General features: G+C 66.3%; 17 protein-coding genes. 10 read left to right on the forward strand and 7 right to left on the reverse strand.

The genetic code is table 11. From position 1 onward, the window contains the following. From FJZ36_08185 to FJZ36_08230, 10 genes are all read left to right on the forward strand, one after another. Positions 1-596 (forward strand): YmdB family metallophosphoesterase (locus FJZ36_08185; GenBank protein ID MBM3214877.1); only part of this gene is annotated, 596 nt, incomplete at its 5' end. A 17-nt stretch (positions 597-613) separates the two neighbouring features. After that, positions 614-1,495, forward strand: coding sequence for a dihydrodipicolinate synthase family protein (locus FJZ36_08190; protein ID MBM3214878.1), 882 nt, complete (start codon positions 614-616; stop codon positions 1,493-1,495). A gap of 4 nt (positions 1,496-1,499) precedes the next feature. Further along, on the forward strand, positions 1,500-2,699 hold the full coding sequence (xseA, locus tag FJZ36_08195; protein MBM3214879.1) for an exodeoxyribonuclease VII large subunit: 1,200 nt from the start codon (positions 1,500-1,502) through the stop codon (positions 2,697-2,699). Positions 2,700-2,731: 32 nt separating this feature from the next. Then, positions 2,732-2,986, forward strand: coding sequence for an exodeoxyribonuclease VII small subunit (gene xseB / locus FJZ36_08200; GenBank protein ID MBM3214880.1), 255 nt, complete (start codon positions 2,732-2,734; stop codon positions 2,984-2,986). A gap of 6 nt (positions 2,987-2,992) precedes the next feature. After that, complete coding sequence (locus FJZ36_08205) at positions 2,993-4,081, forward strand: polyprenyl synthetase family protein (protein MBM3214881.1); 1,089 nt, start codon at positions 2,993-2,995, stop codon at positions 4,079-4,081. A 185-nt stretch (positions 4,082-4,266) separates the two neighbouring features. Next, positions 4,267-4,863, forward strand: coding sequence for a septum formation protein Maf (maf, locus tag FJZ36_08210; protein ID MBM3214882.1), 597 nt, complete (start codon positions 4,267-4,269; stop codon positions 4,861-4,863). A 20-nt stretch (positions 4,864-4,883) separates the two neighbouring features. Next, positions 4,884-6,029, forward strand: coding sequence for a glycerate kinase (locus tag FJZ36_08215; protein MBM3214883.1), 1,146 nt, complete (start codon positions 4,884-4,886; stop codon positions 6,027-6,029). A gap of 316 nt (positions 6,030-6,345) precedes the next feature. Continuing rightward, positions 6,346-7,314, forward strand: coding sequence for a glycosyltransferase family 2 protein (locus tag FJZ36_08220; protein ID MBM3214884.1), 969 nt, complete (start codon positions 6,346-6,348; stop codon positions 7,312-7,314). Positions 7,315-7,317: 3 nt separating this feature from the next. Next, positions 7,318-7,704, forward strand: coding sequence for a hypothetical protein (locus FJZ36_08225; GenBank protein ID MBM3214885.1), 387 nt, complete (start codon positions 7,318-7,320; stop codon positions 7,702-7,704). 283 nt (positions 7,705-7,987) lie between these two features. Next, entirely contained in the window at positions 7,988-9,877 is a 1,890-nt protein-coding gene (locus FJZ36_08230) for a hypothetical protein (protein MBM3214886.1), read from the forward strand. A 34-nt stretch (positions 9,878-9,911) separates the two neighbouring features. Here the strand turns inward: FJZ36_08230 and FJZ36_08235 are convergent, their stop codons facing one another. From FJZ36_08235 to FJZ36_08265, 7 genes are all read right to left on the reverse strand, one after another. Beyond that, complete coding sequence (locus tag FJZ36_08235; protein ID MBM3214887.1) at positions 9,912-10,880, reverse strand: hypothetical protein; 969 nt, start codon at positions 10,878-10,880, stop codon at positions 9,912-9,914. Next, positions 10,633-12,264, reverse strand: coding sequence for an ABC-F family ATP-binding cassette domain-containing protein (locus FJZ36_08240; GenBank protein MBM3214888.1), 1,632 nt, complete (start codon positions 12,262-12,264; stop codon positions 10,633-10,635). The genes FJZ36_08235 and FJZ36_08240 overlap by 248 nt, the downstream gene beginning before the upstream one ends. 345 nt (positions 12,265-12,609) lie before the next feature. Then, a complete protein-coding gene (locus FJZ36_08245) occupies positions 12,610-13,446 on the reverse strand; it encodes a hypothetical protein (protein ID MBM3214889.1) in 837 nt (278 codons plus the stop codon). Between the two features lie 34 nt (positions 13,447-13,480). Beyond that, complete coding sequence (locus tag FJZ36_08250) at positions 13,481-14,752, reverse strand: spermidine/putrescine ABC transporter substrate-binding protein (GenBank protein ID MBM3214890.1); 1,272 nt, start codon at positions 14,750-14,752, stop codon at positions 13,481-13,483. Beyond that, positions 14,620-15,279 carry a tRNA (guanosine(46)-N7)-methyltransferase TrmB gene (trmB, locus tag FJZ36_08255; protein ID MBM3214891.1) on the reverse strand — a complete coding sequence of 220 codons (660 nt, stop codon included), beginning with the start codon at positions 15,277-15,279 and terminating at the stop codon, positions 14,620-14,622. The genes FJZ36_08250 and trmB overlap by 133 nt, the downstream gene beginning before the upstream one ends. An 80-nt stretch (positions 15,280-15,359) precedes the next feature. Beyond that, the gene (gene acs, locus FJZ36_08260; GenBank protein MBM3214892.1) at positions 15,360-17,312 is read right to left on the reverse strand and encodes an acetate--CoA ligase; all 1,953 of its coding nucleotides are present in this window, start codon (positions 17,310-17,312) and stop codon (positions 15,360-15,362) included. A gap of 206 nt (positions 17,313-17,518) precedes the next feature. Next, on the reverse strand, positions 17,519-18,580 hold the full coding sequence (locus FJZ36_08265; protein ID MBM3214893.1) for an aminomethyl transferase family protein: 1,062 nt from the start codon (positions 18,578-18,580) through the stop codon (positions 17,519-17,521). Positions 18,581-18,783 lie beyond the last annotated feature (203 nt).

Genomic DNA, 18,783 nt, shown 5'->3' on the forward strand with positions numbered 1-18,783 from the left:
CGATGGGCAACCACGTCTGGGACCAGAAGGAGTTTCCCGACCAGATCGCCGACCTACCGAACGTGATCCGTCCCGCGAACCTGCCGAAGGGAACCCCCGGACGCGGGTGGGCAGTCACCGAGACGGGCGCAGGCGTTCCGGTCGCCGTCCTCAACATGGGTGGGAGCCTCTTCTTCAACCAATATCACAACCCCTTCGAGGCGGCTGAAGACATCATCCCGAAGCTGCGCGAGAGCGCGAACGTCGTCGTGCTGGACTTCCACGCCGAAGCCACCTCCGAGAAGATCGCCATGGGCAGGTTCCTCGACGGGAAGGCGAGCCTGGTCGTTGGAACCCACACGCACGTCCAGACCGCGGACGAAACCGTGTTCCCAGGAGGAACCGCGTACATCACCGACGTCGGTATGACGGGCCCGCACGACTCGGTCATCGGCGTCGAGACTGAGTCCGTCATCCGCAAGTTCCTGACGCAGATGCCTGCGCGGTTCGAGACCGCCAAGGGCGATATCCGCCTGTGCGCCGTCTGCGTCGACATCGACGAAGCCACCGGGAGAGCGCGATCCATCGAGCGCCTCTGCGAGCCGTTGGCGACCTGAGACCGTCGGAGACAACCATGCCGCACGGCATCCACGGCATCGTGCCGCCCATCGTTACGCCCTTCGACGCGTCCGGCGAGATCGACGAAGACGCACTGCGCCGCGACATTGCATACATGGTCGAGTCGGGCGTCCACGGCATCGCCGTCGGCGGGAGCACGGGCGAAGGGCACACGCTGGAATCCGACGAGCTGCGCCGCGTCGTCGGACTCGCCGTGCAGGAAGCGGGTTCCGTTCCCGTCATCGCCGGGATCATCGCCGACAGCACCCGCGCCGCCGTCGAACGCGGACTCGCCGTTGCCGACCTCGGCGCGGTCGCGCTCCAAGTGACGCCGGTTCACTACCTGTTTCGTCCCAACGACGACGCGATGCTCGACTTCTTCGCCACCATCGCCGAGCGCACGGGCGTTCCCGTGATGATCTACAACGTCGTGCCGTGGGCGTACCTGTCGCCGACGCTGCTGGCGAGGATCATCGACGAAGCGCCGGGGGTCGTGGGCGTCAAGCAGAGCGCGGGCGACATGAAGCTGCTCGCCGACCTGCTGCTGCTTGTCGGGAACCGGGCAGCCGTCATGTCGGCGGTCGATGCGCTACTCTATCCGTCCTTCGCGCTGGGAGCCCATGGAGCCATCGCGGCGATCCTGAGCGCCGTTCCGAAGCTGTGCGTCCGGCTCTGGGACGCCGTCGCGCAGAACCGCTCCGACGAGGCTCGGGCTCTTCACGGATCGCTGCTGCGCATCTGGGACGCGATCCACGCCGACAACCTGCCCGCGAATGTGAAATGCGCAATGGAGATGCAGGGCAGGCAGGGCGGCTTCCCGCGAGCGCCGATGCCTGCTACGTCGCCCGAACGCGCCGAGGCGATCCGACAGGCGCTCGTTGCCGCTGGAGTGCTGTGACGCCATGGCAGACCCGATCTACACGGTTCAACAGGTCACGCAGGCGCTCCGCCAACTGCTGGAGGAGACCTTCCCGCCTCTCTGGGTCGAGGGCGAAGTCTCCAACTTCCGGGAATCGCCCGCCGGGCACTGGTACTTCACGCTCAAAGACGCTCACGCGCAGCTCCCCTGCGTCATGTGGAAGAACATGGTCATCCGCCAGGGGTTCCGCCCGGCGACCGGCGTGCAGGTGCGCGTCTTCGGCACGCTGACGATCTACCCCCAGGGCGGCAACTACCAGATTCAGGCGACCCGCGTTCTGCCCGTCGGACAGGGGGCGTTCCTCCTCGCCTACGAGCAGCTTCGCGACCGGCTCGCCGAGGAAGGACTCTTCGACCCCGAACGTAAGCGCGCCCTTCCACGGTTCCCCCGGCATGTCGGGATCATCACGTCGGCGCGAGGCGCTGCCGTCCGCGACATCCTGAACGTCCTCGCGCGGCGGTTCTCCTCGGTTCGCGTGACCGTCTATCCCGTTCTCGTGCAGGGCGACGAGGCGGCGGGACAAATCGCACGCGCCATCGACATGATGAACCGAGTCAGCGACGCCGACGTCCTCATCGTCGGGCGTGGCGGTGGTTCCATCGAAGACCTGTGGGCGTTCAACGACGAAGGGCTCGTGCGCGCCATCGTCGCTTCGAGGATTCCCGTCGTCTCGGCGGTCGGGCACGAGGTGGACTACACGCTGTCCGACTTCGCGGCGGACGTGCGCGCCCCGACGCCCTCAGCCGCCGCCGAGCTCGTCGTCCCCGACCGAATCGCCCTGCTGCGCGAGATCGCCAGCCTGCGCGACCGGATGGGCGAGGCGACGCAGAACCGCCTGCGCCTGGCGCGTCAGAATGTGAACCGGCTTTCGGACGCGCTCTCGCCCCGACGCCGACGCGAGGACATCCGGCTCCGCGCTCAGCACATCGATGAACTCGCGCGGCGGCTGGAAGAGCGCATTCGGACGCGGCTGGATCGGGAACGGAGCCGGCTCTCCGGCGCGACCGGCGCGCTGAACGCGCTGAGCCCTCTGGCGACGCTGGAACGCGGATACAGCATCTGCTACGGAACCGACGGGGCGATCCTGCGCTCCGCCGACGACACGGCCGTCGGCGACACCGTCGGCGTGAGGCTCCATCGCGGACGCCTCGAATGCGTCGTATCCAGCCGCGAGACGCCCTGAACACGCCGTTTGAAAACGTCCAGGAGATCGGCATGCCGAACGACGAATCCCATCCGCCGTTCGAGGAAGCCCTCGACGAGCTCGAGGCGATCGTGCAGCGGCTGGAACGCGGCGAGACGAGCCTCGACGAAGCCCTCAAGAGCTTCGAGCGCGGCATCCAGCTCGTGCGCCAATGCGCCAAGACGCTCGACGCGATGGACCTGCGGGTCGAGCAACTGCTCGTCAGCGACGACGGCGTCATCCGCGTCGAACCGTTCGACGCCCCGGACGAAACCACGAAGGAATAGCCGTCCGTGATTACGACCGAGGACTTCATGGGCGCGCTCGCGGAGCGCAAGAAGGTCGTCTACGACTACCTCTATTCGACGCGGTTCTCGAGCCGGTTCTCCCCGGATCACATCCGCGACGCCGTCTACAGCTACATGCACTCCGGCGGGAAGTCGCTTCGTCCGGCGGTTCTGCTGTTCGCCTGCGGGGCTGTCGGCGGAGACGATGCCAAGGCGATCCCCGCCGCCGCCGCCATCGAAATCTTCCACACGTGGACGCTCGTCCACGACGACGTGATCGACCGCGACGACAAGCGGCGCGGCGGGCCCACCGTCCACACGGAGTTCAGCGCCCGCGCGCGCGACGAACTCGGCTACGACGCCGCCGAATCGGAGCACTACGGGCTGTCGCTGGCGATCCTTGCCGGGGACATGCAGCAGGGATGGGCGATCTCGATCCTGGCGGGGCTCGCCGAGGAGTCCGGCGTCGATCCCGCCGTCGCGCTCTACCTGATCCACGACGCCGAGATGCGCGTCCTCAGCCTGCTAATCGACGGCGAGATACGCGACGTGCAGTTCGCCAAGCGCGCCATTCCCTCGATGACCGAAGACGAGATCATCGACATGCTTTCCAAGAAGACGGGCGTCCTCTACGAGTTCGCCGGCAAAGCGGGCTCCATGATCGGGCTGAACACCTGCGACGACCAGCATCCGTACGTCCACGCGGTCAGCTCGTTCGCCGCCGACTGCGGGACGGCGTTCCAGCTCCAGGACGACATCCTCGGCATCATCGGTGACGAGGCGTCGCTGGGTAAGCCGGTCGGTTCCGACATCCGAGAGGGCAAGCGAACCACCATCGTGCTCCACGCCTATCGGAACGCGAACGAGGCGCAGCGGGCGAGGCTGCTCGCGGTTCTTGGAAACCCGTCTGCGACCGCCGCCGACGTCGCCGAGGTGACCGCCCTCCTGCGCGACCTGAACGGCGTCCAGTACACGGCAAACTTGGCGCGGCGGCACATCGAACGGGCGCGGCAGCATCTGTCCGAGATTCCGCCGTCGAAGTACCGCGACTACCTCGCGTTCTGGGCGGACTACATGGTCGGGCGGTCGTTCTAGCGTTCTGTCAGCGCTATGCCGGTGGGTTCAGCCCCCCACCTCAATCCTCCCCCGCGCTTCGCGGGGGAGGACGCTTGTTCCCTCCTCCTTGAATGGGGGAGGGTTAGGGCGGGGGTTGGGCTCACCCGCGCTGCGTCGTGACACACCACTTGGGGAACCATCTGGGGGAACCATCTGGGGGAACCATGGCTTACGCTCCGATTGTCCTCGCATCCGAATCGCCGCGCCGAGCTGAGCTGCTCCGGCAGATCGGCGTGCCGTTCGACGCCGCTCCGAGCGGAGCCAGCGAATCCTACCCGGACGACCTGACTCCGGCGCAGGGAGCCGAGTACGTCGCCCGGGCGAAGGCGCTGGCGGTCGCCGAGTCCTTGCCGGCTGCGGCGGGCTACGCCGCCGTGCTCGGCGCGGACACCATGGTCATCATCGACGGTCGGTCGCTGGGCAAGCCCCGGTCCGCCGTCGAGGCGATCGAGATGCTGCACCGGCTCAGCGGCAGGACTCACGAGGTCGTGACGGGCGTCGCACTCGTCTGGCTCGACATGAACCCCGACGACGAAACGCGCGTCGAATCTTGGTACGAGACGACCAGCGTCACCTTTCGCCCTCTCCGCCAGCAGGAGATCCTGGCGTACGTCCAATCGGGCGGACCGCTCGACAAGGCGGGAGCCTACGGCATCCAGGAGGGAGCCGCCGCCTTCGTCTCGCGCATCGAAGGGTGCTACTTCAACGTCGTCGGACTGCCGCTCGCGAGCCTTGCGGAAAGGCTGCAGCTCGTGGACTGACGAACCGCGTGGGGTGAACCATGAAGATCGTCATCGCGCCGGACTCGTTCAAGGGAAGCTTGAGCGCCCAGGACGCCGCCGAGGCTATCGCCCAGGGGTTCCGACGAGTCTTTCCCGACGCGCACTGCGAGACGATCCCCATGGCGGACGGCGGCGAAGGTACCGCCCAATCCCTGGTCGACGCGACCGGCGGGAGGCGCGTCCACGTCGAAGTGCGCGGACCGACCGGGCGTCGCGTGGTCGCACACTTCGGGCTCCTCGGCGACGGTGAGACGGCGGCTATCGAGATGGCGGCGGCGTCCGGGCTCCCGCTCATTCCATTCGGCGAGCGGAACCCCCTCAAGGCGACGACCTACGGCACCGGCGAGCTCATTCGCGCCGCGCTGGACGAGGGAGCGCGGAAGCTCATCATCGGCATCGGCGGCAGCGCCACCAACGACGGCGGGGCGGGCATGGCACAAGCCCTAGGCGCGAAGCTGCTCGACGCCGACGGAAACGAACTGGAACTCGGCGGCGGACCCCTCGGCGCGCTCGACCGAATCGATCTGTCCGGCATGGACGCGCGTTTGTCCGACGTCGAGACGGTCGTGGCGTGCGACGTGGACAATCCCTTGACGGGCCCTCGCGGAGCGTCCGCTATCTACGGACCCCAGAAGGGAGCCACGCCGGAGATGGTCCAGACGCTCGATGCGAGCCTGGTCCACTACGCGAAGGTTCTGCATCGGGACCTGGGCAAGGATGTCGAGCGCATACCGGGAGCCGGAGCCGCCGGAGGGCTCGGTGCGGGACTCATGGCGTTCCTGAACGCCCAGCTTCGCCGAGGCGTCGAGATCGTCCTCGACGCGGTGCGGTTCGACGAGCGGCTCGATGGCGCGGCGTTCGTCGTCACCGGCGAGGGCGAGCTGAACCGGCAGACGGCGTTCGGCAAGACGCCGATGGGCGTCGCCCAGGCGGCGAAGCGCCGAGGTCTGCCCGTGTTCGCGTTGGCGGGAACCATCGCGCCCGACGCCGATGTCATCTACAACGTCGGCATCGACGCCGTCATCCCCATCGTGCCGGGGCCCTTCACGCTCGAGTCGGCGATCCGGGACGCCCGCTCGCTCCTCACAAACGCCAGCGAGCGACTCGCGCGGCTCATCCGCGCCGCCTCCGGCGTCCGCCTCTGACGCGGCCGCCTCCGGCGTCCGCCTCTGACGCGGCCGCCTGCCTGGAGTCTGCGCCCGTCGCCTCAGCACGAACGTTGGGGCAGAACGCCATTCGCAGCCCTCATCCCAACCTTCTCCCTGAAGGGACAAGGCGCGCCTGGTTCCTCTCCCTTCAGGGAGAAGCTAGGAGAGGTCATCGTCCATCTCTCGTAACGACCAACACTCTCGGCACATGGCGCATCGTTGAGCCGCCGCGCCGGCGCGTGCTAGAATCGCCGCGCGCACGCGCCGCACATGGGCCCAGCGAGGATTTCCGATGCCCCCCGACGCCACGCCTATCGACCTATCCATCGTCGTCCCCATCAAGGACGAGCGCGAGAATCTGCCCGAGCTCCACGCCCAGATCCGCGCAGCGCTCGACGCGCTGCCCTACCGCTCGGAGATCATCTTGATCGACGACGGCTCGCGCGACGGCTCCGACGAAGTCCTCCGCGACATCTCCGCCCAGGACGCCGCCGTGCGGGTCATCCGGTTCCGCCGGAACTTCGGGCAGACCGCCGCGATGAGCGCCGGGTTCGACCACGCGCGGGGCGACGTGATCGTGACGCTCGACGCCGACCTCCAGAACGATCCGGCGGATATCGGCAGGCTCATCGACAAGCTCAACGAGGGCTACGACGTCGTCAGCGGCTGGCGCAAGAACCGCCGAGACGGATTCATCCTGCGGCGCATCCCGTCGCTGCTGGCAAACCGGCTCATCGTCCGCGCGACGGGCGTCGATCTGCACGACTTCGGCTGCACGCTGAAGGCGTACCGCCGTGACGTGGTTCGGAACATTCGACTCTACGGCGAGATGCACCGGTTCATCCCCGCGCTGGCGCACTGGATCGGCGCGGAGATCGTCGAAATGCCGGTGAACCACCGGGCGCGCGTCTGGGGTCGGTCGAAGTACGGCATCTCGCGGACGCTGCGGGTCATCCTCGACCTCATCACGATCCGGTTCCTGATGGGTTTCTCGACGCGCCCGATCCAGGTCTTCGGACGGATCGGCATCTACTCGGGCGCGTTGGGGTTCGTCATCTGCGCCGTGCTCACCGTGGGGAAGTTCGTGAGCCCGGAGCGGTTCTCGCTGCGGGAACGCATGCCGATGCTCCTGCTGGGGATTCTACTCATCTTCGTCGGCGTCCAGTTCGTCACGATGGGTCTGCTGGGGGAGCTCATGACGCGGACCTATCACGAGTCGCAGGGGAAGCCCATCTACGTCGTGCGCGAGATCGTCGCGGGCGGCAAGCGCCAGGAGTCGTAGCCGATGTCAACGCCGACCGCCTACTGGTTCCTTCTCGCCGTGAACGTCGCGCTGACCGTCTTCGCGCAGACATGCCTTCGGGAGGGCATGCGCCGGATCGGGGAATCGGGAGCCGTTGGCGGAGCGTCCGTGGTCGATCTGGTGCGGACGGTTCTCGCGCAGCCGTTTGTTCTGGCGGGGCTTCTGACGTTCGGCGTGTCGGTCGTGCTGTGGCTGGCGCTGTTGATGCGGATGAAGCTGAGCGTCCTCTACCCGATCCAGCAGAGCCTGATCTTCATCGCGCTGGAGCTCGTGGCGTGGCGCTGGCTGGGCGAGGGCATGGCGCTGGGCAAGATGATCGGCGTTCTTCTCATCTGCGTCGGCGTCTATGTCGTCGCGCAGTCCGGCTAGTGGTCAGTTACGATGAAGATTCGTGGAACCCCCCACCTCAATCCTCCCCCACGCTTCGCGGGGGGAGGAGGCATTATCCCTCCCTTGAATGGGGGAGGGTCAGGGCGGGGGTTGGTTCTCCCAAGCACCAACCTGACAGACCCTAGTTGCTATAGCGAGAGGCTGCACGGGTTCCTCGTTGACGTTTCGCTGAGCGGATCACTATAATCAAAACCCCGACAAGGCGTTGAAGAAAACGGAGCCGTCATCGACTCGCCACGCTACCGCCGCTGGAGGTTCGTCCATGATTCGACGAGTGACAGCGATATCGGCTGCGCTGCTCTGTTGGGCGGCGCTGACCCCCGCAAACGCCGCCGACTGGGCGTTTGCCCGCAAGTACGACCTGACTCGCCACATCAAGGCGGTGGAGTTCGTCGACGCCCAGAACGGCTGGTTCGTCTGCGACCGCGCGACGATCGGCTGGACCAAGGACGGCGGGTCGACGTGGACTCCCTCGGGCGTCCTCAACACGATCCTTCCGCCTGAGAAGAAGGACTCGGCGTTCCTCGACATCTTCTTCAGCGGGCCCCAGAAGGGCTGGATCGTCGGCGAGAACGGCGTCATCTTCCACACGCCGGACGGCGGGCAGTCCTGGCAGGTCCAGAACGGCGGAACCTGGGCGGTACTGACCGACATCTACTTTGTCGACCCCAACAACGGCTGGATCGGCGGCGAGGGCGGAATCGTCCTGCGCACGAAGAACGGCGGCAAGGTTTGGGAGACCCTCGACGCGGAAACGAACAACGAGATGAGCGGCGTCGCGTTCCGCACTGCGACGCACGGCATCGTCGTCGGCGGCGGCGGGACGATCCTCTCGACCGAGGACGGCGGCGATACGTGGGTCTCCGTGCGAAGCCCGACCGCGCTGACGCTCAAGTCGGTGCAGTTCATCGGCAACGACGGTTGGGCGGTCGGCGTCAACGGCGCGGCGGTCCACACCACCGACGGCGGCGCGACGTGGGAGGAACAGCAGAGCAACGTCCCCAACTCCAACGGCATGCCGGAGCCCGTGTGGAACGTCAAGTTCGTCGATGTCCTCAAGGGCATCGCCGTCGCCGAGTTTGGCGTCATCCTGACGACGAGTGACGGCGGCGCGACCTGGGCGCCCCTGGAACCCCGCCCAACCATGAGCCGCCTCAACGACGTCGATTGGCTCGACCCCAACACCGCCGTCGTCGTCGGCGACGGCGGGACGCTCCTGCGAACCCGCGACGCCGGAAAGACCTGGCAGACCATCTACAGCAACTCCGACCTGCACTCTCTCTCATTCGCCGACGCGAACCGAGGCTGGGCGGTCGGGCAGGGCGGCGTCGTCTACGCGACGAGCGACGGCGGCAAGAGTTGGAAGCAACAGGAGACCGGGGTTCCCTTCCAGCTCTTCGGTATCCGCATCGTGGACGCCAAGCGAGGCTTCATCGTCGGCGACAACCGGACGTTCCTAGAAACTCTCGACGGCGGCGCGACGTGGATCCCCCTCTCGAATCCACGAAGCGAAGGCGGCGGCGACGCCCGCATCTCCTCGCCCGACCCGTCCGAGGTCGCCCTAGCGGCGTATTCACTCGACTTCAGCGACGACAAGAACGGCTGGATGGTCGGCGACCTAGGCAAAGTGTTCCGCACCACGGACGGCGGTCAGCACTGGACCTCCCACTCGATGGCGGTGCAGGAGCTCTCGCCGAACACGCTCTACGGAGTCGCGGCGCTCGACGCGAACCGCATGATCGCCGTCGGAGCCGCCGGAACGATCATCAGCACGGCGGACGCAGGTAAGACGTGGCAGCTCCGCGACGCGAAGGTGTTCAACGAGCTCCGCGCCGTGTCCTTCGCTGGCGACGGCAAGACCGGCTGGGTCGTGGGCGACAACGGACTCATTCTGAACACGAAGAACGGCGGAACCTCTTGGGTGACGCAGACCAGCGGAACCACCTCGACGCTCTACAGCGTCGTCGCGGCTTCCGCCACGGAGGCGTGGGCGGTCGGCGCGTCCGGGTCGCTGCTCCACACGATCAACGGCGGAGTGACGTGGACCGACACGAAGTCGCCGACGAAGATCGACCTCCACGATGTCGATGTGACCGCCAACGGCAAGGCGTGGGCGGTCGGTCAGTGGGGCGTCGTCCTCGTCTACCAATAGTCCGACAGAACAGCGGATCGAGCCGAGAGAGGCGTCACCTGTAAAGGCGACGCCTCTCGACGTATTCGGCGACCTCTTCGGGAATGATCCAGGAACCACGGCGTTCTGCGACTTCCGACCGCGCCTGCGTCGAGGATACGTCCGCGTACCGTTCCGGCAGCGGCACCCACTCCACGCGCTCGGCGAACCTCCGATTCGACGGCTGTTCGAGCAGTTCGCGGAGCTCGTCCTCGCCGGATTCCGCGCGGTTGGCGCAGGCGAATCGCGCCGACGCGAAGAGCTCGTCGAGCTCCGACTCCCGGTTCCCGTAGTACCGCGCGTCGAATACGCGCACGAGCGTGTCGAATCCCACCAGGAACACGAACTCTGCCCCGCCGACCAACGGTGACAGCGCCGCGAGTTTGTCGAGGAACCTCCCGTGCGTCGTCACGGCGACCGAGAGCCACTGCCTCGCTTCCGCGACGAGACGCAGCATCATCAGCCGGTCGGGAATGGGAGCCCCCGACACCTCCTTATCGACGTTCGCCAGCGAGAGCTCGGCGATCACTTCTGCGAGTCCGAGTCGATGGCGCGCCGCCTCAGCGAGTGCCAGATGCGCCGCGTGCGGCGGGTTGTAGGATGCCGCCAGCACGCCGATGCGCCCGGTTCCAGCCGTCGAGGCTCGGAGCACGAAGGCGGCTTGCGGGGCTCCCTTCGGGTCCAGGGCTCCGACGATGGCGTCAAGCCGCCGGCGTTCAGCATCTTCCGGGTGGAACCTATACACCGTGCGGGCCCTCTGAGCCCGGCTCTCGGCGGGAACCGAGGTCGATCTCGTTGTTCGCCAGCATCTCGATGAAGTACCGGTCGTGCGACACGAACAGGATGGTTCCCGGAAACTGCATGAGCGTCGCTTCGACAGCCTGTCGCGCTTCGATATCGAGGTGGTTCGTCGGCTCGTCGAGCAGGAGGACGTTCGCGCCGCTGAGCAGGAGCCGCGCCATGGCGACCTTGCTTCTCTCGCCAACGCTCATCGAACCGACAGATCGCGTCGTCTCCTCCCCGCGTAGACGCAGGCATCCCAGGATCGTCCGCACCCACGTATCGTCGTTGTAGACGCCCAGGCAGACCTCGACGGCGGACTTGGCGAGGTCCATGTTCTCGCCCTCCTGGGCGAAGTACCCGACCTTCACCCGCGCGCCGAAGGCGAACGTCCCCTCGTCCGCCGACTCCAAGCCCAGCAAGATGCGCAGGAGGGTCGTCTTGCCGGTTCCGTTGGGGCCCAGAAGCGCCCAGCGCTCGCCGCGACCGATGGCGAAAGACAGCCCGCTGAACAGCCGCTTCTCGCCGTACGACTTGGACAGCCCCTCGACCCGGAGAGCGATGTCGCCGGTGCGGGCGACGTTCGGGAAGTCCAGCGTCCGGATCGGCTGTTCCTCCCACGGCTTCTCGGCTTCCGGCTCCCGTTCCACTCGCTCGCGCAGGAGGCGCGCCGTCCGTGCGACCTTCTTCGCCTTCCTGCCGTAGAAGTCCTTGTTGGGGCGGATGCCTCCCGGAGCCGTCGCCACGCGGTCCGCCAGGCGCATCCGGCGCTCGGAGGCTTGCCGGGCGGCTGCTGCCCGCCGCTGCTGCCCTTCGTAGCGCTCCCACGCCTCGCGCTCGCTGAGCGCCCGCTGTTCGACGAAGAAGTCGTAGCCCCCTTCGTAAACGGTCGCCGCGCCACGCACGATCTCGATGATCCGGTTCGTCGTCCGGCTGAGGAAGACGCGGTCGTGCGACACCATGATGTAGGCGGCAGTCAGCCCGTCGAGGTAGCCTTCGAGCCACTCGCACGCGGCGATGTCGAGGTGGTTCGTCGGCTCGTCGATGAAGAGCAGATCGCCGGGAGCCAGCAGGAGCTTGGCGAGTTCCGACCGCGCCCGTTGTCCGCTCGACAACTGCGACATCTCGAGCGCGCGCTCCCGGTCGTCGAAGCCAAGGCCCTCCAGAACGCGCGCCGTCACCGCCTCGAACGCGTATCCGCCCAAATCCTCGTAGCGAGCGAGAGCGTCGGCATACTGAGCCGCCCTGGCTGGCGACGCGAGGTCGGTCTCCAGCGCGTCCATCTCGGCGCGGAGCTCGGCGAGCTCGGGCCGCGCGGCTCCGGCGTACTGCTCGATGGTGCCGGGAACAGCGGCGGGCGTCTCCTGGGGCACGTACCCCAGGCGCAGGCCCGTCGTGCGGATGGTCTCGCCGGATGTCGGGCCCAGCTCGCCGATGAGCAGGCGCAGAAGCGTCGTCTTGCCCGCACCGTTGGGCCCCACGAGCCCGATGCGGTCGCCCGGGCTCACCTCGAAGGTGACGTTCGAGAAGAGCGGAGCCGGCTGAGAAAGGTAGCGGAACGAGAGTCCGGAGACGTTGAGCAGGGACATGCCGTTGCCTCACAAGGGGTTGGGGAACCCTGGCGCGTTGGCGTGTACCTACTCAATCACTCGGAGCCTCCTCGTTGGTCGGGGTGAGTGTCGCTTATGTTAGCGGCAGGTCGTGGCATCGGCAAGCGCGGGCTCTCACGTAACCTCTCCTGAGAGGAACCAGAGCTCCGCCTCTTTCTCCCTTCGGGCAGAAGGTCGGGATGGGTGCCTGCCCATCCACCGACACCGCGCCCTCGGTTCTCCCGGCATCGAGCCGATAGGAGCCAACCGCCGGGGCGATTCGCCTGAATCTGTGTGCCGTGCAAACGGGATGAGACCACCGTCGTCGAGTCCGGCAGCGTCGGATCAGCCGCGCGACGGTTCCGCCATGCGTTCCCGTGCCGCTTGCGAGAGCGCCGCCAGATGCCCGTCGTTCGCCATGACCTGTTCGAGGTGAACCATCCGGTCGGCATCGGCGGTTCGCACCATCGCGTCGCCGTAGACGCGGTCGATCCAGAACCGCGCGGCTCCGCTGATGTAGTCGCGCAGCTCTTGGATCCGCTCCTCTGGATAGCGCTCGCACAGATTGATCGTGAACATCCGCCGCCGCGTGCCGCCGCCGAACGCCGCGTGCTTCGTGTTGTGGTTGAAGCACACGATGTCGCCCGGCTTCGTCTCGAGGGCAGCCGCGGGAACCTCGTTCGGCGCGATGCCCCACTCGTCGCGGCAGCGCCCGATGCGCTGGTGGATGTCCTCGGAGTAAGGAGTTCCGACCCGGTGGCTGCCGGGAATCACCCGAAGACAGCCCGTGTCGCGGGTCACTTCGTCGAGATAGAACGCGATCTTCACGTGCAGCGTCTTGGGATGCCAGCCGTCCGAGTGCCAGCCCGTGTCGCCGGCGTAGTAGTTCCCGTCGCTGCCCATGTAGTTGAAGTCGTCGCCCATGAACGTCTCGGCGATGGCTCGGATGCGGGGATCGTCCACCAGCGAGGCGAGATATTCCGTCTGGTCGATGAACGGCACGATGCACGACCGCGCCTTCCCGTCGTGCGGCTTGCCGTAGTGTCCCCCGCCGCGCGACGCCCAGACCGACTCGAACTCCTCGATGATCCGGTCGATCCGATCCGCCAAGAGTCCGGGAAAACCGAGATACCCGTACGTCTGGAAGAACGCGACCTGCTGGTCGCTCAAACGCGCGCCCATCCCCACCGGTGTCCTCCTCGATCCGCGTGCGATCCTAACGCTTCCGCGCCTTCACTTCCGCCCACGCCTTCTCGAACAGCGTTCTCACTTCCATGCCGCCCACCATCTCCGGAGCCGGGAGATTCGCCTCGGGAACCAGACGGAGCATCTGCAGCTTGCTCAACAGCAGCTTCGAGGGGTAGATGTACGGGTCCTGAGCCAGACCGGACTGGATGTACCGACGCGACTGCGTGACGCAGTTGGCGTAGCGCGTGAACTCGGTCACCGTCGCTATGGTCTTTGCCTCGATAACCCAGTTGATGAAGTCTTCCGCCAGCGCCTTGTTCGGCGCGTCGGCAGGAATGGCGAGGTTGTCGATGAAGAACGTCGCCCCCTCACGGGGCACCATGTACTTCCATTCGGGATAGTCCCGCTGCGACCGCACGACGGCTCCGCTCCACGAGTGGGTCAGCGTCACCTCCCCGGCTCCGATGACTTTCGTCGTGTCCGACTCGTAGCCCGCGACGATGGGGCCCTGCTCGATCAGCAGGTTCTTCGCCGCCTCGATCTCCTCAGGGCTCGAGGTGTTCACGTTGAACCCGAGCCGGATCAACGCGACCGCGAGAGCCTCGCGCGGGTCGTCGAGCATCGTCACCTTGCCGCGATGCTCGACGCGCCACAAGTCCTCCCAGGACGTCGGTTCCGGCGTGACCTGCTTCGACTGGTACCCGATCCCGGCGGTTCCCCACAGGAACGGAACCGAGAACTCGTTCGCCGGATCGAAGTACTTCTCCATGAAGAAGTCGTCGACGCGCTTGAGGTTCGGCAGCCGCGCCTTGCCCAACCGCGCCAGCAGACCGCGAGCTCGAAGGTCTGCAATGGCATAGTCGGAGGGAATCACGATGTCGTACGTCGGTTCCCCCGCCTCGCGCAGCTTGAGGAGCGTCGCGGTGAGCTCTTCGTTGCTCGTGTAGGTCGCCAGTTCTGCCCGAACCTTGTACTCCGTCTCGAACTTCCGCAGCAGCACCTCGTCGATGTAGTTCGCCCAGGCGTAGACACGGAGCGTCTTCGGCTGATCTGCCTCCTGCGCGCGCGCATGTTGCCCGGCGAACAGGATGCCGCCCAGCGCCAGCGTGAGCCCCCAGATCGTCGCCAGTCTTCTGACCACCGCTGATCTCCCTTGCAGTGACTGTTCTAGGAGCCGAAGCCGCTCGTTTGGGATCGAGCCGCCTCCCGATCCGAGCGAACGAAGGTCCCGCGGTACATCTCGCGCCCCTGGTCGCGGTATCTTGCGGCAAAGTTCGTCGCGACCGAGTCTACACCGTATTCGCCTTCCGACGCCAACCGGAACGCGGAGTTCGACTCGACGATCAGAGCCAGTTCATCATAGTAATCGGCGATGTCCGTCGCGATGTGAAGCGATCCGCCCACGCGGAGCGTCCTGGCGAGTTGGGCGACGAATGCGGGCGTGATGATTCGCCGCTTGTGATGGCGTTTCTTGGGCCAGGGGTCGGGAAACAGGATGTGGTACGCGGAGACCGATTCGGCAGGAACCTTCTCGCCGATGACCCGATGCGCGTCATCGCGGATGACCCGTACGTTGGGGACGCCCGATTTGGCGATGCGCTCGACGCCGATGTGGAACGGCTTCCCCGACTTCTCGATGCCGAAGTAGTTCGTCTCTGGGTTCGCCTGCGCCGACTCGATCAGGAAGCGAGCCTTGCCGCTTCCGATGTCCACCTCGACCGGAGCCGACCTGCCGAAGAGGCGCTCCCAGTCGATACCAGAGGCGATGTCATCCTGCGACACGACGCTGTTGATCGGGCTCCTGCCCGCCACCTGCGATGGTTCCATGCGATCCGATGTCCGCAGCCTGGGATGAAAACGGGCGACCTCGGATAAGTCGCCCGTCTTCGCGCATGCGTGTGAATCGATCACTCTTCGTCGCCCTGGAGCCGCGCCAAGACCGAGATATCCTCGAGCGTGTCGATGTTGCCCAACGTCGGGTCGTTCGCGGCGACCTTCCGCAGGAGCCGGCGCATGATCTTGCCCGAACGCGTCTTGGGCAGCGCGTCCGTGAACCGGATCTCCTTCGGACGCGCGAACTTCCCAATCTCGTTGGCGACTTCCTCGACGAGCTCGCCCTTCAATCCCTCCGACTTCGCCGCGCTCCCCTTGAGGGTCACGAAGCAGACGAGCGCCTCGCCGGTCAGGTCGTCCGGCACGCCGATCACGGCGGCTTCCGCGACGGTGGCGTGGCCCACGAGCGCGTGCTCCACCTCCGCCGTGCCGAGCCGATGCCCGGAGATGTTCACGACGTCGTCGATGCGGCCGATGACCCAGAAGTAGCCGTCTTGGTCGCGCTTCGCGCCGTCACCGGCGAAGTAGACGTGAGGAACCATCTCCCAGTAGGTCGTGCGGAACCGGTCCGGGTCGCCCCAGAGCGTCCGCAGCATGCCGGGCCATGGGTCGCGGATGACCAGGAACCCTTGTTCGCCGTTGGGGACGGGATTCCCGTCCTTGTCCACAATGTCCGCATTGCATCCGAAGAACGGCAGCGTCGCGCTCCCCGGCTTCGTCGGTGTGATGCCCGGCAGCGGCGTGATGAGGATGCCGCCCGTCTCGGTCTGCCACCACGTATCGACGATGGGGCAGCGTTCCTTGCCGATGACGCGGTGGTACCAGAGCCACGCTTCGGGATTGATCGGCTCGCCGACGCTTCCCAGCAGGCGCAGGCTCGACAGATCGTGCTTGTTGGGCCACTCGTCGCCCTGCTTGATGAACGCGCGAATCGCCGTCGGAGCCGTGTAGAGGATCGAGACGCGGTGGCGTTCCACCATGTCCCAGAACCTGCCCCAGTCGGGATGGTTGGGCGCTCCCTCGAACATGAACGACGTCGCGCCGTTCGCCAAGGGCCCATAGATGATGTAGGAGTGTCCCGTCACCCAGCCGATGTCCGCCGTGCACCAGTACATGTCTTCGTCGCGGATGTCGAAGATCATCTTGTGGGTGTACGCCGTGTAGACCATGTAGCCGCCGAGAGCGTGCAAAACGCCCTTCGGCTTCCCGGTCGAACCCGACGTGTAGAGGATGAACAGCGGATGCTGGGCGTCCAGCGGCAGCGCAGGACAGTCGGCAGACGCCGTGTCCACGACGTCCGACCACCACACATCGCGGCTGTCATCCCAAGCGACGGGATTGCCTGTCCGCTTCGCGACGAGCACCTTGTCCACCGTCGGGCATGCGCCGTCTGCCAACGCCGCGTCCACGGCATCCTTGAGAGGGATCACCTTGCCGCGACGCCAACCGCCGTCCGCCGTGATGACTGCCTTGCACTCGGCGTCGTTGACACGATCGCGGATCGCCTCCGCGCTGAACCCGCCGAAGATGACCGAATGCGTCAGCCCGACGCGCGCGCACGCGAGCATCGCGATGGCGAGCTCCGGGATCATCGGCATGTAGAGCGCGACGCGGTCGCCCTTCTTGAGCCCCAGTCCCTGGAGCGCGTTAGCGCACTTGCACACTTCCTGGTGGAGCTGCTGATAGGTGAGCGTCTGGATGTCGCCCGGTTCGCCCTCGAAGACGATCGCCGCCTTGTTCTGCCGCGGAGTGCCCAGGTGCCGGTCCAGGCAGTTGTAGGTGATGTTCGTCTCGGCGCCGACGAACCACTCGACCCACGGCTCGTTCCACTGGCGCACCTTCGTCCACGGCTTGAACCAGTGGAAATCGCTCGCGATACGCCCCCAGAACCCATCCGGGTCGCGGATGGACTCCTCATACAGGCGTTTGTACGCGTCCATGCTGTGGATGTGGGCGCGTTCGCGGAAGGATGCCGGGGGATCGAATCGCAGGGATTGCGCCGACGGGCTCTGCGACTGCTGCGCCATGGTTTACTCCTTACTCTCCTCGGCGGCGGCACGGATGAATCCTGTATCGGTGGACTCTACCACTCCGCCGACGGGGGGTCAATCATGGCGAGACATGGGGCAGATCGACGCAAACGGACGCCTGTGAACCTGCTTATCGTGAACGGGGCTGATCAGCCATTGGTACCGTAGCCTCACGTCGCGGGCTTGTCGAGGGAGCAGTCGCTCTATCCGCCGACGATGAAGGGCTTCTCGGACAGCTCGACACCCACCCAATCGTCGCCGACCTTCACGACGAACCGTGCGCCGGTGATCGCCTGCTGCGCCCGCACGTACCCCAATCCGATGACGGCGTCGAGCGTCGGCGAGTAGGTCGTGCTGGTCACCCAGCCGTTGCGCTTCTCCGCGCCCGGCTCCGGGTAGATGTCCGTCAGCGGTTCCGGCACGACGCCCCCATCGAACCGTAGGCAGATCAGCAGCTTGTTCGGGTGACCCCGGTAGTGCATCCGGGCGATGATCTCCTGCCCGATGTAGCAGCCCTTCTCGTAGTGGATGGCGTGATCCAACCGCGCTTCGAGCGGGATGATGTCGTCGTGGGTGTCCGCGCCGTAGCGCGCGATCCCCGCCTCGATGCGGAGCACCTCCAGCGCGTCGGAGCCGATCTCCGTGACTCCGGCAGTTGACAGCATGTCCCTCACCTTCGCCGCGAGGGACGGATCGAGCCACAGGTCGTAGCCTGTCTCGCCCGCGCGGTTCTGACGCGAGACGACGACCCTCGTCCCGTCGCGTTCCGCTTCGATGGAACCGTACAGCGCCAACCCCGGCACGTCGATCACCAGCGCGCGGGACACCCACTCAGCCGACTGCGGGCCCATCAGGCCGAGCAGTGTCCAGCGGTCGTGGTCGCGGTGGATCTCCGCGTCTTCCGAGATGAGGAACCTGTCCATCGCCGCCGGAAGCGAGTCGGCAAGTTCGGGTTCCGTGTCCAACAGCAGGCAGTCGTCGCGGACAAGCAGGCGGAAGTCGCCCACCATCTTGCCGCGATCCGTCAGGAAGGTTCCATAGTTGCCGTCGCCGACGGCGAGCTTCTCGACCATATTGGACACGATGTTGTGGAGCCACGTCGCGCGTTCGCGTCCCGTGATGCGCAGCTTACCCCGATTGGACAGGTCGGCGTACCCGACGCTGGTCCGAACGGCGTTCACTTCCCGCGCGATGCGTTCCCTGTTGGCGATATCGGCGTTCATGGCGCGTTCCCTTGCCTTTGCCTCTCGTCCCCGAGCCTTCATACCAACTCTCTCACGTGGAGAGGATGGTTGGGAAGCCAGTGGTCTGTCACGATAAAGATTCGTGGAACCCCCCACCTCAATCCTCCCCCACGCTTCGCGGGGGGAGGAGGCATTATCCCTCCCCCTTGAATGGGAGGGTCAGGGCGGGGGTTGGTTCTTCCAAGCATCAACCTGACAGACCACTAGGATGACGGGTAGGAGCA

The organism is Candidatus Poribacteria bacterium (genome assembly GCA_016866785.1).
Taxonomy (GTDB): domain Bacteria; phylum Poribacteria; class WGA-4E.

Bases quoted from the DNA above. Each gene is read 5' to 3' on its own strand.
- FJZ36_08265 (MBM3214893.1), bottom strand. From the start codon at position 18,580: ATGAAGGCTCGGGGACGAGAGGCAAAGGCAAGGGAACGCGCCATGAAC.
- maf (MBM3214882.1), top strand. From the start codon at position 4,267: ATGGCTTACGCTCCGATTGTCCTCGCATCCGAATCGCCGCGCCGAGCT.
- FJZ36_08215 (MBM3214883.1), top strand. From the start codon at position 4,884: ATGAAGATCGTCATCGCGCCGGACTCGTTCAAGGGAAGCTTGAGCGCC.
- acs (MBM3214892.1), bottom strand. From the start codon at position 17,312: ATGGCGCAGCAGTCGCAGAGCCCGTCGGCGCAATCCCTGCGATTCGAT.
- FJZ36_08230 (MBM3214886.1), top strand. From the start codon at position 7,988: ATGATTCGACGAGTGACAGCGATATCGGCTGCGCTGCTCTGTTGGGCG.
- FJZ36_08225 (MBM3214885.1), top strand. From the start codon at position 7,318: ATGTCAACGCCGACCGCCTACTGGTTCCTTCTCGCCGTGAACGTCGCG.
- xseB (MBM3214880.1), top strand. From the start codon at position 2,732: ATGCCGAACGACGAATCCCATCCGCCGTTCGAGGAAGCCCTCGACGAG.
- FJZ36_08190 (MBM3214878.1), top strand. From the start codon at position 614: ATGCCGCACGGCATCCACGGCATCGTGCCGCCCATCGTTACGCCCTTC.
- xseA (MBM3214879.1), top strand. From the start codon at position 1,500: ATGGCAGACCCGATCTACACGGTTCAACAGGTCACGCAGGCGCTCCGC.
- FJZ36_08240 (MBM3214888.1), bottom strand. From the start codon at position 12,264: ATGTCCCTGCTCAACGTCTCCGGACTCTCGTTCCGCTACCTTTCTCAG.
- trmB (MBM3214891.1), bottom strand. From the start codon at position 15,279: ATGGAACCATCGCAGGTGGCGGGCAGGAGCCCGATCAACAGCGTCGTG.
- FJZ36_08245 (MBM3214889.1), bottom strand. From the start codon at position 13,446: ATGGGCGCGCGTTTGAGCGACCAGCAGGTCGCGTTCTTCCAGACGTAC.